This window comes from Collinsella aerofaciens, from assembly GCF_040910265.1.
GTDB lineage: Bacteria > Actinomycetota > Coriobacteriia > Coriobacteriales > Coriobacteriaceae > Collinsella > Collinsella aerofaciens_BK.
In genome coordinates this window covers 78,469-100,440 of sequence record NZ_JBDGAW010000005.1, presented here as the reverse complement: position 1 = coordinate 100,440, position 21,972 = coordinate 78,469, and the positions used below count along the sequence as shown (strand labels likewise).

Below are 21,972 nucleotides of genomic sequence, written 5' to 3'. Positions count from 1 at the left end.
CCCTCGCTATGATATTGGCCGCATCGCACTTAGCCGAGCGCGCGCCCGGTCTTTTCCTGCCAGAATTCGTTAATCGTGGGGGCACCGCCGCCCTGGGTAAACCTTCCGGTCTTGATGGCCTCCTCGGTAATGAGGTCTAGGCGGTAGTCGCCGTTTTCCATCGGGCTCACCATGGCAACGTGACGCGCCATGTTGGAACCGTAAACGCACGCGATCCACGAGCTCGAGGTGATCTGCGCGCGGTCCTCAACCGGCACCGAAAAGCCCGCGATAACATCCTCGCAGCTCGAATAGCCCGCAAGCTGCAGCGTAAACATCACGGTACTCCCGGTGCCGCCCTTGTCGAGCTTTCCGATTTCATCCTCGCCGAGCCATTCGGTTGCGCCATCCTTGCTGATATTGCAGACGCTGAGCACGCGACCTGCCTCGTTCTCGTACATCTCGAGCGCATCTTGCCAGGTATAACCCTGTTGCGACGCAAACTCCTGCAACTGCCAGCCCTTAAGCTCGAGCAACGCTGCGATGCTGATGTTGCGGTGCGCATCCCAGCAGTCATCCGACCACGTATCGAACGCGTCCGCCGAGCCGCTGTCTGTGTCCGCACCGCCGCCCGCATCACCGGAATCACCCGATGACGAGCCCGCATCCATCTTGTCCTTTACCGGGCGATCGTCGTTAAAACCCGTCGTGTCCTGCGCCTGCTGTCCGCCGCATCCCGCAAGCGTCAGCAACGCCGTTCCCGCCGCCGCGACAAACGCCGTGCGCGAAATAACCGTCTCCCTCATCGTTGTTCCTTTCCCGTTTCTTATCACAGCGCCGAGCAACGCCTCGACACCGATCCTCCCGTAGCCCACTCACGCTATTGACGGGGCAGCTCCGTCCAGCCAAAACCGGGCTCAAAGCCATCGCGCGTGCCGATCACGTCGCCCGAGCCGTTCACCCAAGCTTGATCCGCCATCACCGAAACCTCGACATCGGTACCGTCGGGCCTGGTGTAATGGTTGACCCCGCGGATGGCATCGGAATACGACGCCGCGCCCGTTCCCACACCTGCGCTGGAGAAATTGGCCGCGCTGGCGGCCATATTCGCGGCGTGTTGACGATCGCTGCGCTCAAACCAAGCCTGCTGGTAGCTGTCGAACGCCGCCTGCTGCGAGGCATGCATCTGCTGCCAGGCCGCGAACTGCTGTTGCTGCTGGGCGATGTTCATCTGCGTGCGCTGACGCTGCTCGAGCACCATCTGCTGCTTTTGAGCGCACGCTTCGCGCGCAATCGACGGGTTGAGCCGCAGAGTCGACGCCATTGAGGCAAGCGCCGTGGAGGCCGCCTCGTCCAGACGGCCTTCCGGCGCAACCAGGCAGAAGCTGTCCCTGATACGCCACTGCAACAGGTCTGCCGCGCCCAGCTTGAACGGCGCCCCGTCTGGGCAATCGCCCTGATCCGGAGCCTGATCTTTCGCGGCGCGCTGACCCGCCGCCGCAGCCGCCTGGCGCTCGCGCAGGCGCTTGCCCAGAACGCCACCGATCAGTCCGCTCGAAAGGCCCGCGCCCAGCAGCGCCTCGGCCCCGGCGGCAACGCCTTTACCCACAGAACCCGCGACTCCACCGATCGAGACTACATAGCCCTCGACCTTTGCCGCCACTGCAAGCTCGGTAGGCGCCGGGACGCCCGCGAGCCGATATCGACGCATGCGGCACTCATAGACCACATCGCTCGGTTCCATCGAAAAGCCCTGAATCGCAAAGTCGTTTGCAGCCTCGCGCTTTACGCGAGCACGCTCATGTTCAATATCGCCTGCCGCGCTCGACGGATAGGGTTGCTCGGCCACAACCTCCGCCCGTGCGCCCAATTGCGCCGCGCAGGCTTGAGCTAACTCGTCGCACGCCGCCTCCACGTGCACAAACGCCTTGCGCTCGGTTTGCGTGGGGATACGCTTGGCAACGGCGCCCGCGTCCACGTAGCAGAGCTCGGAGCGATACATGATGCGTTCGCCCGCCGGGCCTGCCGCCGTCACGCCAACTGAAATCGGGCAGTCGAAACTACTGCTGCGCTCAAGATGCGCCTCTTCGATACGCCAACCCCGCGGCAGCGCCACTTGCGCGAGCGCTTGGCCGCCAGAGGCATCGCATGCAGTGTGGAGCTCAAGGTCGCCGACGCGGGGAGCATCCGCTGCGGCCACGTCGCGGACCGGCGACGCGGCGTCGGCATCCTGCATCGGCACATCGACCGGCGCGTTCGCGCTCGGCTCACAACCTTCGCCCGCGCCATCATCGGCAGCCGCCCCATTTGCGTGTTCCGCGACACCCGGGTCATCCTCAACGCTCTCAAGCCGAACACCGCCGCCCGGGCAAAATCGCACCGGCACGCCGGCGACCCGCGGCAGCTGCATCCCGCACGCCGGGCAGAATCTCAAATCACTCATCCCGTACACCCCTCATTTCATTGGCTGTTCTTGATGGCGGCTAGCTGTCGCCACAGTTCATCGGCACCGTCAAGGCGATATGCCGTCTTGTCGAGCACGATATTCCCGCCCTCGAACTCCACCGATTGCTCCGAGCCGTCTTCATAGACAAAGACGAGCGTGCGACCGGCATCGCTCATCCGCTCATCCACCGCACCTCCCACGGTGCAATCGTCGAGCGCGGCAAAAGTCGATGCGACCAGCTCGGCATCGTCGGTCTCATAGATCGTCCGCGCCTCGCCGTCCTCGATAAGCTTGACTGCCACCGGATCGGCAGCACAATCGTTCAGCAACGCTTGCGCGGCGTTCTTTCCCTGGTCGGCACGGGCACCAAAGCCGTATGCCCGCACAAGCGTCACCGCCGCAGCAAGGACCACCACGGCGATAAGCGCGCCCGCAATTTTATTAGACGAGCAACCACAAGACGCCATAGGCCCACCCCTTCCGTTCTGCTCCGCTCAACATCACATTCATATGCCTTTGAGCGCCAAAACGGCAGGTGACAAATGTCTCATATTCATATTTTTGCAGGTAAAACCACCACAAAGGTGCCTGTCCCCTTCGTGGTGGTTTTGGCTAGTCTTGGGGTGTCCAGGACCAGAAGAAATTGATGAGGGCCACGCGCGAGGCGGCACCGGTCTTTTTGTTGATCGAGGCGATATGGCGGTAGAGCGTAGAACGCGAAAGGAAGAGCGCTGCCGCAACGTCCTGCACGCTGTCGTCCGATACGACCAGCGCCTCCAGTACATCGCGCTCGCGCTTGGTAAGTCCAAAGGCGGCTACAAAACCGTCGAGTCGATCGTCAAACGAAAGCTCCGGTGTCTCCAGGGACACCGTGTCGACCTGATCGGGCGCACGGCTCACGCCAAGATCGTCGGTGGCAAACGCCAGCCCCCTGTGACCCGCTTCGTCCTCAACGCCTTGTCCAAACTGCCCCAACAGCGAGATCGCAATGCCGACAAACAGCACGAGTACGACACCCACCGCCATCAGCACGTTTTGGCTCGAGATGATCGCCACCGCCGGAGCCGTCACAAGCATTGAGCAAATGTTGTTGATGACGCGGCCCATGCACGGCCACAGATACGACCAGCGGGCATACATCGAAATCGCGGCGAACTTCGCGGTGAAGAACACCACGAAAAAGCCCGTGCCCAGGTAAAAGATAATCGTGGCGGCGAGCGCATTGCCGCCGTTGCCATCGGTGATAAGCACAAAGAACGAGAGCGTGGACAGCATGGCGGCGCACGTCATGATGATATTCATATACGAGCGTCCGCGCAGGTCATACAGGGCGCCGGCAGCAAGCGCACTCACAACCAGCAGCAAGCGCGGCCAGTCACCCAGATCGATAGCGCCGGCGGCATGCGAGGTCGTAAGACCGGCATTGAGAGCCGCGAATACGCCGGTGAGGCAGGCGGTCGCCACCGTCAAGCGCACTACGGCACCCTGGAAGGCCGCCTTTGCCTCGGGATTATCGCGCCACTTGGCGCCATGCTCCGACGCATCGACCGATAGCTCGGCAATCTCGGCTTCGAACTCGGGCGCGGACTCATCGCGTAATTTAGCTCGGCGGGTACCGTGAAGCAGCCCAACCAGCGCAATCGCACAGGCAATAAGGACAAACTGTTGAGGAATGCCCGCAGGCATCACCATATGGTTGAGCACCTGTACCAAAATGCCCGCAGCATAAGAAACCGCCACGGCACGTGCCAGACAAGGCGTCTGCGCAAAACGCCGCGCCAGATTGGCATGAGCGGTCGATCCGCAGTAGCCCAGGGCGCAGCACGCCACCAGACCGCCCGCAATCACAACCTGAAACTGCGCCGCCATAATCAGCAGCAGCAATGCCGACACCAGCAGCACGCCCGTCATATCGCTCGTTGCATCGATTGCCTGGGGACGGCGATAGTACAGGAGAGGACGCACAAAATAGCCGATCACGCTCGCGCCGACGACGATGCTCTCGTAGATAACGACCTCGTTCGCCGGCACAAACTCGGCCACGCGCACGTCAAAGAGGTACTCGCCGGCCAAAAACGTGAAAAAGAAAAGCGCCAGGCACAGAATCTCCCGTATGCCCCGGCGCAAATATGCGGTTGTGTCTCCCAGGTCCCTCATGGTAACCCCCACCCGCTTAGATGTCCGGAAAACCATTTTAATGGAGAATGGGTCTTAGTATCCACGCAATGCCCGAACTGTTACGCATCCGGCGCAAATGCCCCAACAGCAGTTGCGGTGAAATAGTTCCTGTTTGACCGGCCCGGGCTGTCATTTAGGAACTATTCCACCGCAACATATAAAGGGGACTGGGTTGTTGATATCGGAAAAGGGAGGGAGGTGCCCGGGCCGAGGGAGCAACTCGGGATCGAAGCTCGGGCGTTAGTGCTCGGGAGTCAGGACCACCAGGGCGTCGTGCTCAAAGGGATGCTGAGCCACGCGCACGGTACCGTCGCCGTTATCGCGAACGGGCAGCTTGGCGATACGCTTGGCCTCCATGTCGAGGGCCGTCGCCGACCAGCCGCGCGCACTATCGAGCTTAAACGTAAGCGCCGTGGTACGCGGCAGATAGGTAACGACACGCTCGCCAATACGCGCCACGCGGATGGCCTCGCGCGCATCGTCGAGCAGCTCCTGCGCGGGGATGACGGCCAGGGCGTCATCGCACGCCGTGGCACCCAGGCCGGCAAGCACATGCTCGATGGCGGCAAAGTCCCACACGCCCGCAAACTGCAGACACTCCTGCCAGCGGAACGGCATATCAAAGCCCTCACCCAGGACAGAGCCCTGGCTCTTACTGGTCTGCCAGTTCCACACGCCGTGGGCGCCGTAGGTCACGCCGGCGCTGGCACCGGCAAGGATCGACGACCACACGCTCGCGCGGCAGTCCTGCGCGGTAAAGCGCCAGTACACATTGCGCGACGCACCCATCTGCTCGTAGCAGGGCTCGGAGTTGACCATGGGCTTTTTGGGGTAGTTGGCGATAAAATCCTGCGGCAGGTGCCAGGCCTCGGGCTGGCCCTCGTAGTTGTGACCGGGCTGGAACATATAGAAGTCCAGGCGGTCCAGATACTGCGCGGGAATCGTGCGGTTGCCACGGTTGATGTGCATGGTACGCAGAGCCTCGGGTGCGCGCTTTGCAACCTCGTCGAGCGCATCCTCGTAATAGGCAATCGCCTCGTCACCGGCAAAGTCCGTGTCGCCCGTCACCACATAGACGGGATCAAACTCGCCCAGGTTCTCGACGACGCGGGCAACATGGGCGCGGACCTCCTCGCGCGGCATAACCTCGGCACCGCAACGCTCGGCAATCTTGGCACCCCAGGTACCGGGCACGTAGTTGCACCACATGAGCACGAGCGCCGGGCGAATGCCGTGCTCGACGGCAGCGCGGCACATGGCAGCGGCGCGGTCCCAATAGGCCTGGTTGGGCTGAGACCAATCAAAGTGCACGCCGTCCTCGCTGGCATAGGGCCAAATGCCCAGATCGGGGCAGCAGCGGTCCCACTGCGGCAGCGTGTTGATCTGCAGCACGTTCATGCCCTGCTCGGCGCGGCGGGTCAGATAGTAGTCCCAGTCGGCCTCGGGGATGCTGGTAAATGCGCTCCAGCACGTATCAGCAAACCAAAAGAACGGCTTGCCCTCGCACAAAAAACCGTCCTGACGACCGTTGACGGTCAGCTTTCCCAAACTCATCTGCATGCCCTTTCGCTCGATAAAGGAATTGCGAACCGGCAGAAGCTTTCGCGGAAACCCCTGGTGCAAAAGCCCCTGTCGCTTAGCAAGCCCCAACAGGCAGGCACCACTTGCCCACTCCAGTCTACCTTGCAAAAGGGCCCCGCCGGGCTTGCGCCTGACGGGGCCCTGTCGTGTAGGTAAGGTCGTAGTCGACCGAATGGCTTGGCCTTAGGCCTCCATCTCGGCGAGCTCCTCCTTGGAGAAGCCGGCGACGAAGACGACGGCAGCGGCGATGACAAAGGAGATTGCCATACCGACGATAGCCCAGACGGTGTTCATCTGGCCACCCTGCAGGTAGTTGGTGAAGACCAGGAAGTTGGAGGCACCGCCGGCGAGGTAGTAGGTAACGCCCATGAGGCCGGAGAACACAGCGCCGATGGCACCACCGATGAACATACCGAACATGGTGCGACGGAAGCGCATGAGGATACCGAAGAGCGCGGGCTCGGTGACGCCGCCGGCGATGGCGGAGATGACGTAGCCCAGAGCAAGACCCTTCTCGTCGGGGTTCTTCATCTTGAGGAAGGCACCGAAGGCGCAGCCCCAGACAGCGGCCATAGCGCAGTTGGTGGAAACGAAGACGAAGGGATCGTAGCCGGCGGCGATGATCTGAACCTGAGCGAGCAGGATGACGGGCATGTGCATGCCGCAGACCACGAAGAGCTGCCAGAAGGCGCCGAGGACGGCCATGACGATCAGGATGCCGACGCCACCCATGTCAGCTAGACCAAAGAGGGCATTGGCGATGAGGCTGCCGATCTCGTTGCCGAGCGGGGCGAGGACGATAAAGGCAATGGGGATGGTGACGATCATGGTGCAGAACGGCGTGAAGACCGTGGAGAGCACGTCGGGCATGACCTTCTTAAAGAACTTCTCGACGAAGTAGAGGACAGGCGCCGAAAGGATAATCGGCAGGACGGACTGCTGATAGTTGGCAGCGGCGATCTGAATGCCGTAGACGGAGATGATTCCGCCGCCATCCTGGGTCGCGACGCTCACGACGGACGGGGCCATGAGGGCGCCGCCGAGGAGCATGCCCAGAACCGGGGAGGCGCCGAGCTTCTTAGCGGCGGCATAGCCCAGGTAGATGGGGATAAAGGTGAACGTGGCCTCGTACAGGGTGGTGTAGAGGAACGTGTAGGTCGGATCGGTGTCGGAAAGGACGCCGAGCATGGTGGGGCCGAGAACCGCAGCGATGGTGCGGAACAGACCGCCGGCCATGAGCAGCGGGATCAGCTGGGTCATGGAGCCCGACAGATAGTCGAGGATGATGTTGGGCAGGTTCTTGAGCTCGAACTTCTCCTTGGGAGCATCGAGGTTCTCGTCGACCGCGGCACCCTGCTTGACGCCGGACATGGCGACGAACTCGGCGAGCACCTTGGGCACGTTCTGGCCGATGATGACCTGGAGCTGGCTGCCGGCGAACTGGCAACCCAGAACACCCTTGACCTTCTTGATCTTCTCCACGTCGGCCTTGTTGTTGTCCTTGAGCGTCAGGCGCAGGCGCGTCATGCAGTTGGTGGCGACGGTGACGTTTTCCGCACCGCCCACGAGCTCGAGGACATCGGTGGCAATCTGCTTGTTATCTACTGCCATGGGACCCCTCCCCATATCTTCGTGTGCCTACTCGTTTGGGCGTAGGCACGCCTTTGGCTCGGCGACTATAACCCCTTACGGCTGCCGAACCCTTGGATACGCTGTCGTAAACAATGTGTTTACTGAACGTTTACGGGCTTTAGTTTACACGGAACGTCTAATTTGTGGCAATTTTGCCGTCTGTAGTCCGGTGAACGGTAGGAAATCGGGGGTGAACGTACTTGAACGGTAAGGGATTGTCTATTTGACGCTCTGCTGCTAAATGCCTATTTACGTGGTCTTTTAATTTGGTAAACACCTCTATTCTTTGTTGACCCATCAACAAAAGCCCTGCTAAATGGTGATAAACGAATGTTTAGTAATTTGTTGAGTGTTCATTTTGACCGTTTACCGAGTTCATCTGCCTGTTCTGTAGCTCTGCATTAAACTAAACATGTTTAAGTTGTATTGCCGCTGATGTTTACCACTCGCGGCGCAGAGGAGGCAGCTCATGGAACTCAAATCGTGCACCTACGCAACCGTCACCACGCTGGGAGACTTTGGCCCCTGGATCAGCAAAGTCGTGCTCGACCTGCCGTGCACCGTTCGCGCCAACGATATCGATGCGCGCACCTTCCATATATATGTAGAGCGCCATGAACGCACGGGCGAGATCCTGATGCGCAAAGAGCGCGGCGCCGACCACGCCGCACCTTCCGTAGGCTATGTCGACGTCCTCGCCGCCTATCCGTGCGATGAGTGCGGACGCAAGCTCGCCTTTGGCACCCATGTGGCGCTCGAGATCGCCGAGCAGCGCCTGACCAAGAAGATCGAGGGCAGCGTGATGGGCTCGCGCTTGCTCGACGACCAGCTGCGCATCACGCAGCTCGCGGCCCTTCCCGGCAATGACGGTGACGATCCAACCTGCGGCCTGGTCTTTGACACCTGCCGCGGCGACATCTGTCCCGCGCTCAAGGGCTGGAGCAATGCCACGCAAAAGACCGCCGTCAACGGCATCGCGCTCGAGTACGGCTTCTTTGAGCCCAGCTTTAAGGCCGAGGACTCCGCCTGCTTCAACCCCTTCGCGCCCGAAACGACTGTCGTGCCCCAGAAGGCCCCGCTCGTGGTGTACCTGCACGGCGCTGGCGAGGGCAAGGGCGCTACGCAAGGCGAGGGCGCCACGCGCGCTTATATCGGCAACCGCGTGACGGCCATCAGCCAGGCGCAGATCCAACGCTACTTTGGCGGCTTTGCCTGGGCTCTCGTGCCGCAGTCGCCCACGTTTTGGATGGACAACGGCACTGAGCAGCTCGGCCACTCCAACCAGAGCATCTACTCCCCCGTCATTAAGGCGCTCATCGACGAGTTTGTCGCCGAGCATGCCGACCGCATCGACACCGACCGCATCGTGGTCGCTGGCCTTTCCAACGGCGGCTTTATGACGCTGCGCCTGTGCGCCGACTACCCCGAGTTCTTCGCCGCGGGCCTTCCCTGCTGCGCGCCGTGGTACAACGCCACGGACGAGGACGTTGCTGCCCTTGCCAAGACACCGCTGTGGTTCACGCACTCCAAGGGCGACGAGCTCGTGGCCCCGCAGGAGACCGTGCTGCCGCTCACGGCTCGTCTGCGCGCCGCCGGCGCCAACGTGCATCTCACCTACTTTAGCCATGTTGAGGACCTGACCGGACGCTATCGCGAGGCCGACGGCTCGCCCAAGAAGACGTTCAACCATGGCGTGTGGATCCACCAATTCAACGACATGTGTTATCAAGACTTCGACGGGGGCAACGTACTCATCGACGGCGAGCCGGTGGGCTGCTGGGAGTGGTCGGCCAGGGTTTCGAGGTAACCATCCCATCGGGGCCCTGACCTTTAGTTTTGTAAACGTCCTCGCGCATGAGTCCCGCTTATCCTGCTCCTTCGGAGCAACGGATAAGCGGGACCCGCGCTGCGGAATGTTTACAAAACTAAAGGTCAGGGCCCCTAAGTTAACGTTGTTCGAAACGCTGGACGAGCGCTTCCGGCGGGCCGCCGGGTTGACGGCGATGGAGGTGTGGGGCCCGTCTTGCCTTGCGCGTAACTGGCTGAAATGATTTTGGTTGGAGCTTTCTTATGACTCGCGATTTAACTCGGGTGATTGTTACTACTGATATGGAAGTCGATGATATGAACTCGCTCGTTCATTTGGCTCTGTATCTCAACGTGCTTGATGTGCAGGCTGTGGTGTATACGGCTTCGCAGTATCACTTTCTTGGGGATGGCGTCCATACGCTCGGTGAGGTGAATCCGCATTGGCGGACTAAGGGGCGGCGCTCTTATGAGTGGGATGTTGTGCCCCATGAACCTGATCCCACGGCTGGGGAGCTTCGTGAGTATCGACCGTTTCCTGAGCATTGGATCGAGAGCCTCTGGAGTAATGAATATGCCCAGGCTTGGCCGCAGTTGCAGGCGAATGCGGACGCTGCCGGTGAGCCGCCGTTTCCCTCGCCTGCTCAGATGATTGAGCGTACCTTTGTTGGGAACGTTGCCTTTGAGGGCGATGTGCGCGCAGAGACTGAGGGCTCGCGCGTGATTGCTCAAGCGATCTTGGATGATGACCCGCGTGCGCTTTGGCTGCTCAGCTGGGGTGGCATGAATACCATTGTTCGTGCGCTCATGAGCATTGCTGAGCGCTATCGTGATACGCCCGAATGGCCTTCTGTGCAGCAGCGTGTCTATCAGAAGGTGCGCGTGATGGGCGTTGCCGATGGTGTGGGGCAGGACAATTCTTGGCTCGACCATGGGCGCGAGCTCTTTCCCGATCTCATCTTTTGGTGCGTGCCTTATATGTATGGCGGCTACGTTGATGCCAAGATGGCTCAGCCCGATACGCTGCCGTTGTTCCAAGCTCCCTGGCCTGCACAGAACCTCACCCAAGGTAACGGCCCCCTTATGGCGCGCTATATGCTCTATGGCGATGGCAAGGTGTACGAAAACGAGCCTGAGCGATTCCAGTTTGGCAAGCATGCCCGCCTGGATTGGGGCCTAGAAGGCATGCCCGCGATGCAGTTTGAGCGCGGCGATTTTATGGCCGAGGGCGACTCGATGACCTATATTCCGCTGCTGCCGGTTGGCCTGCGCGGCATCGATAACCGCGACTTTGACACGTTGCTCGGCCGCATGTTCCTTGACGGGCATCCCGATTCGAATGCGCCCGCTGGTTTTGCCGCCATGGGAACGCCGGTGGACGGCAACCCCAATCCCTACCTGCGCGCCTATCAGGAGGACTTCGCCGCCCGCGCGCAGTGGTGTGCTCACGAGCCCGCGACCTGCTCACATCCGGCGTATGTTACCGAGGTCATGGGCGACCGCAGTGCCACAGCCGGTGAGCGCGTTGCTCTTGCAGCGTCCATCGTCGACCCCGATAGCAGGGGCTTCGATGCGCATTGGGATGTCGCCATGGGGCCATCGAGCTATGCAGGCGCCCAAGACCTGTCGCTATGGCAGGAATGCGCGGTGGACGCCGCCTTTACCGTGCCCGCCGATGCACAACCCGGTGACCGCATCGTGCTCACCCTCAGCGTGCAGACGTGCGCCGAGCGCCCCTGCACCCGCTACGCCCAAGTCGCCATCACCGTCGCGTAGCAAGCGGCGGCCACCGCATTAGACAAAGACTGCCCCCAACGACTAGTCGTTTAAGAACGTCCCCGATGACTACCCAGAAGTTGCGGTGGAATAGTTCCTGTTTGGCCTTCTATGGCCCACATTTGGGAACTATTTCACCGCAAGTTATTTGGGGATGAAAAATGGGCCATGTGTCCCAGTTGTGGAGACCTCTTGAGCCGTCTGGGTATCGTGAAAGATCGCGCGCTCCCCCATCATCAAAAGTGACACACGCTACCTGTTGATGGGAGGCAACCATGGGCTTCTTTGACAAGATGTTCGAGAAGAAAGAGTGCGCGATTTGCGGTACCGAGCTGGGACTTCTAGGTAAGACCAAGATCAATGAAGGCTACCTGTGCAAAGAATGCGTCGGCAAGCTCTCTCCCTTCTTTGGCGGTTATCGCTCTAGCACCGCGGACGACATTCGCGAGCAGCTCGCCTATCGCGAGGCCAATGCCGAGCGCCTAGCATCGTTCAATCCCACGCGCACGCTCTCGGCCGGGCGCACCAATATTATGCTCGACGAGGACGCGGGCCTGCTGATCATTACCTCGCAGACGCGCTGGCGCGACGCCAATCCCGACATCATCGAGTTCTCGCAGGTGCTCGGCTGCGATATGGATATCGACGAGCATCGCACCGAGATCTATCGCGAGACCAAGGACGGCGAGCGTGAGAGTTATGACCCGCCGCGCTACGACCTGGATTACGACTTTAACCTGACCATCCACGTCAACACGCCGTACTTTACCGAGATCGACCTGCGCGTGAACGACTCCACCATCGAGCAGCGCGGGTCCATCGAGTACCGCGAGGCCAAACGTCAGGCAACCGAAGTCCGCGACGCGCTGGTGCAGCTGCGTCAGGAGACGCGCGATAGCGTCGTTGCCGCCAAGGCCCCCAAGACTGCGGTGACCTGCCCCTTCTGCGGCGCCACCACCATTCCCGATGCCAGTGGGCGCTGCGAATACTGCGGCGGCGCCATCGGCGCATAGCCTCCGGCACGGAAAGGACCGATCATGGCCTTCGAGAGCGTTAACTATCAGTGCCCCGCCTGCGGTGGTCCCCTGCATTTTGCCAGCGCCGAGCAAAAGCTTGTCTGCGACTACTGTGACTCACGCTTTGAAGTCGAAGAAGTCGAGGCCCTCTATCGCGAGCGCCAGAACAAGGCAGATGCCAAAGCCGATGCCGCAGCCGCAGCTCCCAAACCTGCTGCCGACGACGCGGTGCAGGAGCTCGCCCAAAACGCCGGCTACATCTGCTCGTCGTGCGGCGCCGAGCTCGTGTCCGACGGCACCGTCGCCGTCACCACCTGCCCGTACTGCGGTAACTCCGCCGTGGCGCCCGGCCAGCTCTCTGGCGACTTCTCGCCCGACCTGGTGATTCCGTTTAAGCTCGGGCGCGACGACGTCACGGCCGCACTCAAGGAACACTATAAGGGCAAGATCTTGCTGCCCAAGAGCTTTGTCACCGGCAACCACATCGACGAGGTCCAAGGTGTCTACGTGCCGTTTTGGCTCTACGGCGCCCGCGTTGACGGCGAAGTGTACTTTGACGCGACCAACGAGACCGTGACCGAGGAATCCGATCGCACCGTCACGACCACCGACCACTACGATGCCTATCGCAAGGGCAATATCTCGTTTAAGCGCGTGCCCGTCGACGGATCGTCCAAGATGCCCGACGGCCACATGGACGCCATCGAGCCGTTTGACTACGACGCACTGCGTCCGTTCTCGGTCGCCTACATGCCCGGCTACATCGCCAACCGTTACGACGAGGACTGCGAGACCTGCAAGGCGCGCGCCGAGCGCCGTATGGAAGAAAGCACGATCTCGGCCCTGCGCGAGACTGTCGTCGACGAATACGACGATGCCACGGTCGAAAGCAAGCAGCTCGACTACACCTGGGAAGACAGCGACTACGCCCTGTTCCCCGTCTGGATGCTCTCCACCTCGTGGAACGGCAAGAGCTACCTGTTTGCCATGAACGGCCAGACCGGCCGCTTGGTCGGCGAGCTCCCCTGCTCCAAGCCCAAGCTCGCCATCGCCTCGGTGCTGTTCTTTGTGATCGGATTTGTCCTCTCCCAGATTCTCTTTATGGGCGAGAACGCCTTCGATCCGGATTACCTCGCCTTTGATATCGAGGGCATCCTCATCAACATCATCGCGCCGCTGATCATCGTGATTATCGGAGACGTGCTACTGGTAGGCCAGCTCAAGACAGCCAACGAGGCCACCCACGCCGACGAGTGCTGCGGCGAGCTCGACCTGACCGAGAAGCACGACACCTTCAGCCACACCGAGACCACCGTTGTCATGAAAGACGACAAGGACGACTAAATAGCCCGATCAACACCGCCCCGACTTTAACGAGAAAGGAAGATCACCATGGGACTCTTGAAAGCTGGATTGGGAGCTGCCGGCGGCGTCATGGCCGACCAGTGGAAGGAATTTATCTATTGCGAATCGATGCCCGCTGATGTCTTGGCCTGCAAGGGCGTCAAGCGCACCGGCGGCCGCAGCTCCAACACGCACGGCGAGGACAACGTCATCTCCAACGGCTCCGTCATCGCCGTCAACGACGGCCAGGGTATGCTCGTGGTGCAAAACGGCAAGATTATCGAGGTCGCGCTTGAGCCCGGCGAGTTCGTCTTCGACACCGGCAGCGAGCCGAGCGTCTTTAGCGGCAACCTGGGCGACTCCATCAAGGAAACCTTCGCCAATATCGGCAGCCGCTTTACCTTTGGCGGCGACGCGGGCAAGGACCAGCGCGTCTACTTCATCAACACCAAGGAGATCATCGGCAACAAGTACGGCACCGCCTCGCCCGTGCCTTTCCGCGTGGTCGACAACAATATTGGCCTGGACGTCGACATCTCCGTGCGCTGCAACGGCGAGTATTCGTACCGCATCACCAACCCGCTGCTGTTCTACACCAATGTGTGCGGCAACGTGACCGATAGCTATACGCGCGACAAGATCGACAGCCAACTCAAGTCCGAGCTGCTCACCGCCCTACAGCCCGCCTTTGCCAAGATCTCGGAGATGGGCATCCGCTACAGCGCCATCCCCGGGCACACCACCGAGCTCGCCCGTGCGCTCAACGAGGTCCTCTCCGCCGACTGGCGCGACCTGCGCGGCGTCGAGATCGTGAGCTTTGGCGTCAACTCCATCGCCGCCTCGCAAGAAGACGAGCAGATGATCAAGGACCTGCAAAAGGCCGCGGTCATGCGCGATCCCACCATGGCGGCCGCCAACATCGCCAGCGCCCAGAGCGACGCGATGCGCGCGGCAGCGGCCAACCCCAACGGCGCGTTGGCCGGCTTTATGGGCATGGGCATGGCGGGCGGCATGGGCGGCATGAACGCCAGCCAGCTGTTCGCCGCCGGCCAGGCGCAGCAGCAGGCCGCCCCGCAACCGGCACCTGCCCCCGCCCCGGCACCGGCTCCCGCCGCCGCTCCCGCGGCCGGCACGTGGACCTGCAGCTGCGGCGCCACCAACACCGGCAAGTTCTGCCCCGAGTGCGGCAGCCCCGCACCCGCCCCGGCGCCGGCCAAGTGGTTCTGCCCCAACTGCGGTAGCGAAAACGACGGCAAGTTCTGCAGCAACTGCGGAACGCCCAGGCCCTAGCCCCTCTATCTGGTAATTGGCGGGGGAACCGCCGCCCCCGCTCCTGCTTCTATGGGTTTCGTTCGATTAAGGAGGACACCATGAAGACAACGTTCAAAAAGTCCGTACTCGCATTCCTGACATGCGTCCTGGCGCTCGCCTTTGCCCTGACGGGCTGCAGCGGTGGCGGCGGCAAGGATCCCAAGGCCAACTTCGTCGGCAGTTGGGAGCTCTCGGGAGGAACCCTGGAGGGCGAAGAGCTGACCGATGAGTACATGGATATGCTCGAGGACTGGGGTGTCCACTGCGTCCTGGTTCTCGATGAGGACGGCACGGGCGCCCTCGACCTGTTCCTTGAGGTTGTCGACCTTAAATGGGAGGCAAAGGACGCCACCACCGTAACGATCACCGCCGAAGACGAGTCGCACGACATGAAGCTCAAGGACGGCAAACTCATCCTCGAAGAGGATGACGGCAATCTTGTCTTCACCAAGTCCGACAAGGATCTGTCCGGCACGGTGAAGAAGGATCGCGAGGCCGCCGAGAAGGAAGAGGAGATCGATGAGGCCGTCGAAGACGACGACGTCCAGAGCGTCGAAATCTCCCCCGCCGTCACCGTCGCCGATGACGATCTGTGCACCATCACCATCACCGAGAAGTTCAAGGACGACTGGGGCGACATCGGCTTTGTCGTCAACATCACCAACAAGAGCGACAAGGACCTGACCTTCTACGCTCCCAGCGGTAAGACCAACGTCAACGGCACCATGAAGGAACCCTGGTTCTCGGCTCACCTGATGCCCGGCACCAACGCCACCGAGGAATTCACGTTCTCGAACGGCGCGCTCGATAGCCTCGACGACCTGGTCAACACGACCATCGGCATCGACGCCTACCTGACCGATTCCTACGAGGACGTCGCCTCCTACAGCGCAACCATCGCGTAACGGCAGACCACGACAGCCGCGGATTGGCGGACACATCCGCGCACATGCCAGACGGGGCCGCAGGAGTTGATCCTGCGGCCCCGTCGCTTTGCGCCGATAGGTAACGAGCGTTAGCGCTCCATATTGGGGACGATGCTGCCTTCGGTCACCGCGTGCACGGCCAGGCGCATGATGTTGTCGTAGCCGGTCTTGTTGAGAATCTCCGAGATGCGGCGCTTGATCGTGCCCTCGCTCATAAACAACTCGGCCGCGATCTCGCGACGGCTCCTGCCTTCGCAGGCAAGGCGCAAAATCGACAGCTCAACGTCATCGAGCGCCGCCGTGCCCGAAAAGATGCTTTCGGGCGGTTTGGGAAACGTACAGTAACCTGCCAGCGTGGAGCGCATCACGGCAAAGAGCTCATCGATGCCGACGTTCTTGTACACAAAGCTGTCGACGCCGGCCTCGCGCGCTTGGTCCACAAACGTAATCTCGGGCATGCCCGTCATGATAACGATGCGGCACTCGGGCAGCTGCTCTTTGATGCGCGCCGCCGCCACGATGCCGTTGGAATCGTGCTCGGTGCACACGTCCATCAAAATCATGTCCGGATGCTCCTTGAGCGCAACGTCCAAGGCATCTGAGGCATCGGCGATGGCGGCAACAACGGTCATGTCGGGCTGGTCACCAACAGAGCGTGCAAGGCTCTCGCGCAGAATGGCCTGGTCTTCGACGATAAGGATACGAATCATGAGCTTCTCCTTTGGACCGTTGCGTTGGAGTTCAGCGGAATGGATACCGCAAGCGTAAAGGGCGGGGCGGCATGGACCTCCAGGCTGCCGCCCAGATTTTGCGCGACATGCCTCATGCCAGGGATACCCGTTCCCTCGCGATACGATACGGGAGCGGGCGCACCGTCGTTTGATACCGTCATGTGTGCAATGGCGCCACCATCCGATACCTCCTGCCACAGGCGCACCTGGACCTGGTGGGCCTGCGCATGCTTGGTGGCATTGGTCGATGCCTCGCGAATAATCTGCAAAAAGGCGGCAGCGACGTGCACATCGTCCGGAAGCGATCCATCTACATCGATCTGTACGCTCACCAGGCCAAAGGCATGAACGATATCGCCCAGTTGCTCCGCAGGCTCGCTAGCGCCACCGCTGCGCAGGTCGGCGGCAATCGAGCGCAGCAGCGGGTCAATCTGCTTGAGCGACTCGTCGTCCAGGCGTCCCTCTTCCAGATAACGATGGAGAATGGACAGGCGCTGCCCGATCACGTCGTGTACGCGGGCACGCATACGCAGGTAGGCCGCATTGTCGGCAACCTTCTTGACCTCTTCGATCTGAGCCTGGAGCTCTTGACCCGCAAGCTCAAGCAGGTGATTTGCCTGCGCCAGACGGTCGTGGGCATGCGCGTACTCCGTCACGTCCAAGCCAATAATGCGTTCGAACGAACGACCCGAAACCATAACATCGTCGCGCACAAATAGGCGAATCTCGGCGGAAGAAATCTCGATCACTGCACGCGCCTCACCAAAGCGGTCCAGGTCGATTCGAACGCGGTCTTTGCTGCTCTCGGGCATCTGCGCGCTGAGTTTGCGAAGGCCGCTCCACGTATCGCTCATGTCGTGCAGGTCGGTAGGCATGTGAAGCTCCATGAGGTTCTTACGCATGCAGCGGTTCATGAGCAACGGGCGGCCCTTCGAATCCAGATACAGAATGCCCACGGGAATCACGTTGATGGTCTCGATCGTCGAGAACGCCGTGATGTCCTCCTGGCGGTTGCGCACGTCCATCAAAAGCGCCGCGACGGAGCGGAACAGGAAGAACGCGCCCTCCGCGATAAGGACTGCGGTCCATGCCGGGCCCATGGCATAAACCACTGGCGGCGTCACGGCGGCAACGAGCAGCAGCTCGACCATCATGACGGGACGACGATAATGCACCATAAGGACCACGCCATAGGCGGCAATCGCAGCGTTGAGCCATAGCAGTGCGCCCGCCGCCTCGGCGGCGACGTGAGGCGGCGCCACCAAATACGAGCCAGACAACGCGAACAAGATGACGGCCGAGATAATCAAGTGCAGCACAAGGCTCGCCTCGTAGGCGCAAATCACTTTGCGGTTGTAGGACGAGCGGCGCGATGCGATGAGCGGAACGTGAATGGTCTGCAGGCACGCCGCCAGAGCAAAGACGATATCGAGCGCAACGATTTGGGGAAGGATAAGCAGAATCTGCATCGTCACTCACCTGCCCACGGCATCAATACGATCATGCGCAGCTGACCGGACTCGCCCTCAAGGCGATATGCCACGTTGCGCCCCTGCAGCGCGCTTTCGAGTTCGTGGGCAGCCGGCGTCTGCGACAAGTCCTCCTCGTCATTGGAGAAGAGCGTGGCGCGCAGCTCCACGCTGCACGAATCGTGGTCGCTCAGGTGATACATGAGCGCCGGATGATCGGTGGTGTAGGCGAAAAACGCAAAATCGTACACGCAGTCGTACAGCGCGCTCACCGCGCTGGCATGCATGGGGCGCCGTATGGCAATAATCGAGGCGCAGTCGACATCGATAGTGCGCAGATCGCTTGCCATCTCGTTGGCGATCAGCTGGATACGGTCGCGGTCAAAACCGCTCTCCCCGTGCTGTGCCAGCGTGAGCGAGCCTTTGCGCTTGCAATAGGCGACAAACATCTTGGCACACTGCAGCATGCGGTACCGCTCGTGCGAGGATGCCTCGTCGGTGAGCGGCGGCAGCGAGCTCAGCAAGCCATACATCTCGCCGAGTGCGCGGGCAAGTGCCTGGTCAACGTCTTTGACCAACAAGGCCTCGGCCTCTTGATCCGCCAGATGCGCCTTAAGGTCGTAGTCGGCCGTGAGCAGTTCGTTTTGGCGCTGCAGTTCCATACGCCGATGCGCCAGCTCGCGGTTGAGTTCGTTGACCTCCGATACGTCCTGAGCAAGCAGGGCCGACCCGCCCAACAGTGGAAAGGAGCGATACATCACATCGGGATTGGAAACGACGGCAAAGGCGTGGGGGTGTCCGAGTTCTTGAGCGCGCAGCTCCTCGCGCACGCCCGCCGGAATCGGCTTTGATACCGGCGTGGCGTAAACTTCCTGCAGGTCGCGCGTTAGGACCTTAAGGTCGAGCGGCAGGGTATCGAAGATGCCGGCGATGTCGTGATACGACGGAATGACGCCGCAATCGAGGCAAATCTCGAGCGTCACCACGCACAGCACACAGTAGACGAGCGAAAAGTTGAGCTTCCACGCCCACGGCACGCGCAGGGCATACGAGATGGCAAAGAACGCGCCGCCCAGCAGCACGAGTGCCGCCGTGCCCGAAAAGCGCTGAATGCGGAAGGACGAGGAACGCCCCACCAAAATGAAAAAGGTGACAAAGTTAAAGGCCGTCCATATGAGCACGGCGAAATAGCCCCAGCCGTACGTGTAGTCGTTGCTCCAGGTGTCACTTGAGCGATCGAAGTGAAAGACCTGCTGGTGAAAATCGTTGGTAAGCACAAACACCATGAGCAGGATGGCCGCAGTCCACAAGGCCGTACGGTAGCGGCGGCCCGCACGATGTTGCTCCAAGCCTGCAAGACGCAGGCCGCACAGCTGATAGAGCAGCGGAACGAGCGTCATGGGGACGTAGTACAGGTACCACAAGATCGTGGCATAGAACGGCGTGAACGACTTGTACTTGAGGATGACCTCGATCATCCACAGGGCGCAGATGGTGGCAACGGCAACGAGGCGCCGGCGCAAAACGTAATCCAGACAGCGCAGATAGACCAGCACGCCCCAGATTGAAAAGGCGATCGCAGCGACAAGCAGCGGAATCGAGCTCGAATGGATAAGCCCGTCCACGACTTCTTTGGACACCTCGCTATAGACAGGCACGGTGTTGGAGAGCTTAGGGTCGGAGGCGAATAACGCCGGCAAGACCGCCAAAAGCAGAAGAAATAGTGCGGTTATGACGCCAGCAATGACGAAGGCACGGCGACGGTATACCAGGTGCGTTATGCCAACGAGGAATCGCGGCATGGCGAAGAGCCTGCCGCCCCTGGGATCCGCCACCGGCGCGGATCGGGCGGCCGCACGGCCGATATGTCGCTCACGGGTACCCATAGTGCTTTTAGTGTACCGACAGGCAGGCTCAAAAAACGGGCCGCATGTCCCAAAATCCGTAGACGGCAAAGCGCCCGGCAAGCACAAACTACTCGCCGGGCGCTTTGGTTAGGAGACTATGCGGTTGGACTTGCGAAGAGCCGCGGTCGAGACTGCCTCCTAAGGGCCTGAGGTGCTCAAGATTGGGAGCGACAAGCCCGACGAAGCGTACTTAAGCACGCGAGGAGGGTTGGAGCCCCAAGGTTGAGTGCCTCAGTGTCCTTAGGCCAAATCTTCGCCGTTGGAAGCGATTACCTTCTTGTACCAGTCGAAGCTCTTCTTCTTGGAGCGCTTGAGGGTGCCATTGCCGGCATCGTCGCGGTCGACGTAGATAAAGCCGTAGCGCTTGGACATCTCGCCCGTACCGGCGCTGACCAGGTCAATCGGACCCCAGGTGGTGTAGCCCAGCAGGTCAATGCCGTCCTCGGTCACCGCGTCGCGCATGGCCTGGATGTGCTGGCGCAGGTAGTCGATACGATAGTCATCGTTGATGGAGCCATCCTCCTCGACAACGTCCTTGGCGCCCAGGCCGTTCTCGACCACGAACAGCGGCTTCTGATAGCGGTCGTACAGGTCGTTGAGGGTAATGCGGAAGCCCAGCGGATCGATGGCCCAGCCCCACTGGCTCTGCTGAAGATACGGATTCTTGGCGCCGGCGAAGGCGTTGCCCTGGGTCTTCTCGACATCGGGGTTGTCGGCGCCGGCGGAGCAGCGGGTGGAGTAGTAGCTAAAGCTGATGAAGTCGACGGTGTTGTCGGCCATGATCTCGCGGTCCTCGTCGGTCATGCCCACATCGATGCCCAGGCGCTCGAGCTTCTTGACGGCATAAGCCGGGTAGTAGCCACGGCTCTGGACATCGACGAAGAAGTAGTTGTCCTGGTTGTCGAGCTGAGCCTGGCGAACATCGCCCGGACGGCAACTGTAGGGATAGTAGGTGCCGGCGGCGAGCATGCAGCCAATCTTGACCTCGGGGTCGATCTCGTGGGCGATCTTGGTTGCCCACGCGCTGGCGACGAGCTCGTTGTGGGCGGCCAGGTACTCGACGGCCTCCTTGTTCTCGCCCTCCTCAAAGACCAGGCCGGCACCCATAAACGGCAGGTGCAGGATCATGTTGATCTCGTTGAAGGTGAGCCAGTACTTCACCAGGCCCTTGTAGCGGGTGAAGATCGTGGTGGCCAGATTCTTGTAGAAGTCGATGAGCTTGCGGTTGCGCCAGCCGCCGTACTCCTTGATGAGGTGAATGGGGCAGTCGAAGTGCGTGATGGTCACGAGGGGCTCGATGCCGTACTTTTGGCACTCGCGGAACACGTCTTCGTAGAAAGCCAGGCCGGCCTCGTTGGGCTCGGTCTCGTCACCGTTGGGGAAGATGCGGGTCCAAGCCAGGCTCATGCGGAAGGTCTTAAAGCCCATCTCGGCAAAGAGGGCGATGTCCTCCTTGTAGTGATGGTAAAAATCGATGCCGGTCTGCGCGGGATAGTAATAGCCGTCCTCGAAGTCGAGCATCTTGCGCTGGCCGGAGACCACCGCGAAGCGCTCGGAGCCGTGCGGGGCCACGTCCACGTTGGCCAGGCCGCGGCCGTCCACGTTGTAGGCACCCTCGCACTGGTTGGCAGCCGTCGCGCCGCCCCACAGGAAGTCATTACGGAAAGCCATGCATCGATCCTTTCATACGCTGCTTGTCGTGGTTTCAGTATCCCCGTAAACGGGGCGCCACCCAACGACAACAACGCAGGTCGACACTTCTTTTCGCACGCAGGCGCCCAGCAGCCGCCCGAGCCTGACACTTTCTGATACCCAACCACCACAAAGGGGACAGGCACCTTTGTGGTGGTTCGGGGCGGTTTGTCTCGAT

General features: G+C 61.0%; 16 protein-coding genes. 6 read left to right on the top strand and 10 right to left on the bottom strand.

The features are described 5' to 3' along the window. Positions 1–29: 29 nt before the first annotated feature. The 6 genes from AB5Z14_RS03860 to AB5Z14_RS03835 form a co-directional block, all read right to left on the bottom strand. Positions 30–785 (bottom strand): hypothetical protein, encoded by a 756-nt coding sequence (locus tag AB5Z14_RS03860; protein WP_368130375.1) that lies wholly within the window; start codon positions 783–785, stop codon positions 30–32. 74 nt (positions 786–859) lie between these two features. Continuing rightward, positions 860–2,422: a hypothetical protein gene (locus AB5Z14_RS03855; RefSeq protein WP_368130374.1), complete on the bottom strand. Its 1,563-nt coding sequence runs from the start codon at positions 2,420–2,422 to the stop codon at positions 860–862. Positions 2,423–2,439: 17 nt separating this feature from the next. Then, positions 2,440–2,892, bottom strand: a complete 453-nt coding sequence (locus tag AB5Z14_RS03850; protein ID WP_368130372.1) for a hypothetical protein — start codon at positions 2,890–2,892, stop codon at positions 2,440–2,442. A gap of 145 nt (positions 2,893–3,037) precedes the next feature. After that, complete coding sequence (locus AB5Z14_RS03845; RefSeq protein ID WP_368130371.1) at positions 3,038–4,582, bottom strand: helix-turn-helix transcriptional regulator; 1,545 nt, start codon at positions 4,580–4,582, stop codon at positions 3,038–3,040. A 261-nt stretch (positions 4,583–4,843) separates the two neighbouring features. After that, positions 4,844–6,157 carry a glycoside hydrolase family 140 protein gene (locus AB5Z14_RS03840; RefSeq protein ID WP_368130370.1) on the bottom strand — a complete coding sequence of 438 codons (1,314 nt, stop codon included), beginning with the start codon at positions 6,155–6,157 and terminating at the stop codon, positions 4,844–4,846. 210 nt (positions 6,158–6,367) lie between these two features. After that, positions 6,368–7,795, bottom strand: a complete 1,428-nt coding sequence (locus tag AB5Z14_RS03835) for a PTS transporter subunit EIIC (RefSeq protein WP_368130369.1) — start codon at positions 7,793–7,795, stop codon at positions 6,368–6,370. A 490-nt stretch (positions 7,796–8,285) separates the two neighbouring features. Here AB5Z14_RS03835 and AB5Z14_RS03830 point away from each other — a divergent pair, with 490 nt between their 5' ends. From AB5Z14_RS03830 to AB5Z14_RS03805, 6 genes are all read left to right on the top strand, one after another. After that, positions 8,286–9,623, top strand: coding sequence for a prolyl oligopeptidase family serine peptidase (locus tag AB5Z14_RS03830; protein ID WP_368130368.1), 1,338 nt, complete (start codon positions 8,286–8,288; stop codon positions 9,621–9,623). Positions 9,624–9,886: 263 nt separating this feature from the next. Beyond that, positions 9,887–11,398 (top strand): nucleoside hydrolase-like domain-containing protein, encoded by a 1,512-nt coding sequence (locus AB5Z14_RS03825; protein ID WP_368130367.1) that lies wholly within the window; start codon positions 9,887–9,889, stop codon positions 11,396–11,398. 275 nt (positions 11,399–11,673) lie between these two features. Further along, entirely contained in the window at positions 11,674–12,411 is a 738-nt protein-coding gene (locus AB5Z14_RS03820; protein WP_117746877.1) for a DUF4428 domain-containing protein, read from the top strand. A gap of 24 nt (positions 12,412–12,435) precedes the next feature. Beyond that, the gene (locus AB5Z14_RS03815; protein ID WP_368130366.1) at positions 12,436–13,758 is read left to right on the top strand and encodes a hypothetical protein; all 1,323 of its coding nucleotides are present in this window, start codon (positions 12,436–12,438) and stop codon (positions 13,756–13,758) included. Positions 13,759–13,806: 48 nt separating this feature from the next. Continuing rightward, positions 13,807–15,048 carry an SPFH domain-containing protein gene (locus AB5Z14_RS03810; protein ID WP_368130365.1) on the top strand — a complete coding sequence of 414 codons (1,242 nt, stop codon included), beginning with the start codon at positions 13,807–13,809 and terminating at the stop codon, positions 15,046–15,048. A gap of 80 nt (positions 15,049–15,128) precedes the next feature. Further along, positions 15,129–15,974 carry a hypothetical protein gene (locus AB5Z14_RS03805; RefSeq protein WP_368130364.1) on the top strand — a complete coding sequence of 282 codons (846 nt, stop codon included), beginning with the start codon at positions 15,129–15,131 and terminating at the stop codon, positions 15,972–15,974. Positions 15,975–16,084: 110 nt separating this feature from the next. On the opposite strand, the gene AB5Z14_RS03800 is transcribed toward AB5Z14_RS03805, so the two are convergent. The 4 genes from AB5Z14_RS03800 to AB5Z14_RS03785 form a co-directional block, all read right to left on the bottom strand. Next, positions 16,085–16,705, bottom strand: coding sequence for a response regulator transcription factor (locus tag AB5Z14_RS03800; protein WP_368130363.1), 621 nt, complete (start codon positions 16,703–16,705; stop codon positions 16,085–16,087). After that, positions 16,702–18,195: a sensor histidine kinase gene (locus tag AB5Z14_RS03795; RefSeq protein WP_368130362.1), complete on the bottom strand. Its 1,494-nt coding sequence runs from the start codon at positions 18,193–18,195 to the stop codon at positions 16,702–16,704. The genes AB5Z14_RS03800 and AB5Z14_RS03795 overlap by 4 nt, the downstream gene beginning before the upstream one ends. Positions 18,196–18,197: 2 nt before the next feature. After that, positions 18,198–19,997 (bottom strand): histidine kinase N-terminal 7TM domain-containing protein, encoded by a 1,800-nt coding sequence (locus tag AB5Z14_RS03790; RefSeq protein WP_368130361.1) that lies wholly within the window; start codon positions 19,995–19,997, stop codon positions 18,198–18,200. Positions 19,998–20,342: 345 nt separating this feature from the next. Continuing rightward, positions 20,343–21,773 (bottom strand): 6-phospho-beta-glucosidase, encoded by a 1,431-nt coding sequence (locus AB5Z14_RS03785; RefSeq protein ID WP_368130360.1) that lies wholly within the window; start codon positions 21,771–21,773, stop codon positions 20,343–20,345. Between the last annotated feature and the right edge of the window lie 199 nt (positions 21,774–21,972).